This window comes from Companilactobacillus halodurans (assembly GCF_009600985.1).
Taxonomy (GTDB): domain Bacteria; phylum Bacillota; class Bacilli; order Lactobacillales; family Lactobacillaceae; genus Companilactobacillus; species Companilactobacillus halodurans.
In genome coordinates this window covers 1-2,617 of the sequence record NZ_VDFP01000064.1, presented here as the reverse complement: position 1 = coordinate 2,617, position 2,617 = coordinate 1, and the positions used below count along the sequence as shown (strand labels likewise).

Below are 2,617 nucleotides of genomic sequence, written 5' to 3'. Positions count from 1 at the left end.
GTCGTGGCCGTTGCTGTCATAGGCTGAGATGTTGTAGTTGTTTTTGCAGGCGTAGACGTTGTTGAAGTGGAAGTACTGGTGGGAGACGTCGTCGCGGTAGTCGTACTTGTAGTCGTTGCAGCTTTTGCTTCTTGAGTTGAAGTAGCAGTAAGTAGCATCGCAGAAAATAATGAAATACCTAAATAAACACATTTTTTGTTCAATAACATAATATTAATCCTTCTTTTTTTAGATTTCGCCGTTATCTTAAGTTCGAATCGGACAAAATTAAAATTCTAACGCTAGACAAGTTGGACGGTAAAAAAATACCAAAGAATTAATAGTTATATTTGGCTTTATGTTAATAATTTTGTAAGCTAATTATTGAAAGATAAATATGCTGTGGAAGTGGTAGTAGTCCGCCTCCAGGAGCCAGAAAATTAGGTCGCTGTGGGGACCGATTGGAGCCAAAATGCGGTCTCCAATCTCGATTTTGAACTTCGCAAAATACGCGAATTTCAAAAATCGTCCCGTGGTGTAAGGGATAAATCCCTAACGCCACCTGCACAGCGACCTGATTTCCTGACTCCTTCCGGCTAATTTATTTTGTTTGGAATAAATCGTGAGTAAATTGGTCGTTACATTGTAGATTTGACTACTTTTGCTTCAGTAATGACTGGAGTATCAAGGATTAAGGTGCATTTTGAAACTTTTTATAAACTGATTACTAGATTAACGCATGATGCTAGTTGATTTTTGACTATGGGTTTAAAATGATTTTTAAAATCCAAATGTACCCCCATATCCTATAACTTTAGCCGTCAGTAACATAGTAATACTGAAAATTGTTCACTATTGTTTTAAAAGCAAATAACAAACTAGCCGGAAAGAGCAAGAAATTTTGGTCGCTGTGCAGGTGGCGTTAACACTTTAGTGTTTACACCACGGGACGACTTTTGAAACTCGCGATTTGTGCGAGGTTCAAAAGCGAGCCGAAAGACCTTGGCTTTCGGCGGTCCCCATAGCGACCAAAATTTCTTGCTCTTGGAGGCGGCATATTTAACTAGCACAACACGATAACATCTATATTAACCCATTTTTATCAATGCACGACTGATAATTCAAAAAACAGTATCCAATTCTCTTATGACTCTGAAGAGAACTACTTGTTTATTATACTTTTAGAATAATCATTACCAGCTGTTAGATCGTATTGGACGAGCTTGTAATCATCAATAAGTTTCTTTTGTTTAGCGGTTAAATTCTTTTCGTCTACTTCCTTACTATTTTTATCAACATATAAAGAATTAGTGTTATCAGAAATACTTTTAGCCATTGCTGGCACTTCTTCTTGAATCCTAGTCAAAAGAGCGTAATATGGCGTAACTTTTTGATTCATTTGCTTCAAGGCCAACGGAATAAACCCATTTGGATCAGTTACTTGTGTCGCGTCATCAAGTTTAGTTGTGCCATAGTTATGTTCACGAGCATATTTATTACTGTAAATGAAGTAATCTGTCTCATGTTCTGGCACGTTGTAAGTGTACATATCGTTATTATCATAAATTCCGGGCAAATGATCACCATACCAAACGACTGTAATTGGTTTATCAATTGCATCCAGCTTATTCAGAAAATCCTTTGTCGCTACATCAGTAATACTCATACCTTTAGCATAGTTATTGACTTGGTCACGATTTTTATCCGTTACACCAGCACCAGTATTTTTAAATTCATTATTGGAGTACTCATTAACATAAGGCATGTGGTTTTGCATCGTTATCAAATTGATAAATTGCCCACCACTAGTTTGATTGATTTGCCATAGAGCATCGTTATAGGCTGAGTCATCACTGACATATTCCATCCCCGGCAAAGTATTTTTATACTTCAGTGCTAATTTTCCACTAGTATCAATATTTCTAAATGTTTGTATTCCAAAATTTTGATAAACAGAATTACGATTATAAAAATTCCCATGATAAGGGTGAATAGCGGCAGATGTTTGAAAATTATTAGCAATATTGATTGGGTTTTCCTGCTTATTCACAACCTGTGTATATGGTGACTGCAATGTATCTGAAAACTGATTCATTGCCAAGCCCGTTAACGTCATATACTCCATATTAGCCGTTCCACCGCCATAGCCAGAACTCATCATCAAACCAGACGTAGTTGTATCTTTGATAGCCCTAATATTAGGCATCGGATCTTGATTCATTTTAATATTGGGAACCCGTGTTGGATCAGAAAAACTTTCACTTAAAACAAAAATCAATGTTTGCTTACTCAAATCGCTATTGTCACGGTTCCGATTGATTTTTTTAGCTTCCTGTTGATATTTGCTAACAATCGACAACATTTTTTCCTTACTGTAACCAGCAGGTTTATCCATAATATCAACATACATATTGCCCAAAAATGTCAGCATTGGGCCATTGCTATTAGCCGATCGATTAATATTGGAATCTAAATTAGTATATCCTGAAGCGGCTAAAATTTTATACGTCATAGAATTAGTGTCACTCGCCGTATAAAAAATACCGATACTAAAAGCCGTCAAGGCGACAAAAATCAATCTAGGTATCGTTTTAAAACGCAACATAAATTTACCAAAACGGCGTTCTAGCAAGACAAA

General features: G+C 36.4%; 2 protein-coding genes. Both read right to left on the bottom strand.

Features of this window, described 5'->3' with window-relative positions; all coding sequences use genetic code 11:
• The coding region (locus FHL06_RS14785; protein WP_238334041.1) for a hypothetical protein at window positions 1-209 on the bottom strand (209 nt) is incomplete at its 3' end.
• A gap of 932 nt (window positions 210-1,141) precedes the next feature.
• Window positions 1,142-2,617 (bottom strand): LTA synthase family protein (locus tag FHL06_RS12350; protein ID WP_337692568.1); only part of this gene is annotated, 1,476 nt, incomplete at its 5' end.